This window comes from Nocardiopsis lucentensis DSM 44048, from assembly GCF_000341125.1.
Lineage (GTDB): Bacteria > Actinomycetota > Actinomycetes > Streptosporangiales > Streptosporangiaceae > Nocardiopsis > Nocardiopsis lucentensis.
The window spans coordinates 1-468 of the sequence record NZ_ANBC01000606.1; the positions used below are offsets into that span (position 1 = coordinate 1).

Sequence of the window (468 nt, forward strand, 5' to 3'; positions counted from 1 at the left end):
GGTCAAGTGGTCGGACCTGGCCCTGCCCGCGCCGACCGCGGCCGAGTCCACGACGGAGACCGGCGATGTCGAGGTCACCGACCTGACCGTCCTGGTCTCCGCGGTGAAGGAGGCCGCCGAGCGGATGGGGGCGCGCCGCCAGCCCAGCCCGTGGCTGCCCGCGCTGCCCACCGGGCTCACCCTGTCCGAACTCCTGCGCGGCCGTCCGCCCGCCGCCGAGCCCGGACGGATCCGGCCAGCGCCGGTCGGACTGATCGACGTCCCCTCCCAGCAGCGCCAGTTCCCGTACACGCTCGACCTGGCCAAGACCGGGCACCTGCACGTCATGGGCTCCGGCCGTTCCGGCCGCTCCCAGACCCTGCGGACGATCGCCGCCTCCCTCGCACTGGCCCACCACCCCACCGACGTGCACATGTACGGCCTGGACTGCGGCAACGGCGCCCTGCTGCCGCTGGAGCGGCTGGCGGC

General features: G+C 75.0%; 1 protein-coding gene. It reads left to right on the forward strand.

Annotated elements, in window-relative coordinates:
• The coding region (locus D471_RS35480; protein WP_040690607.1) for an FtsK/SpoIIIE domain-containing protein at positions 1-468 on the forward strand (468 nt) is incomplete at both ends.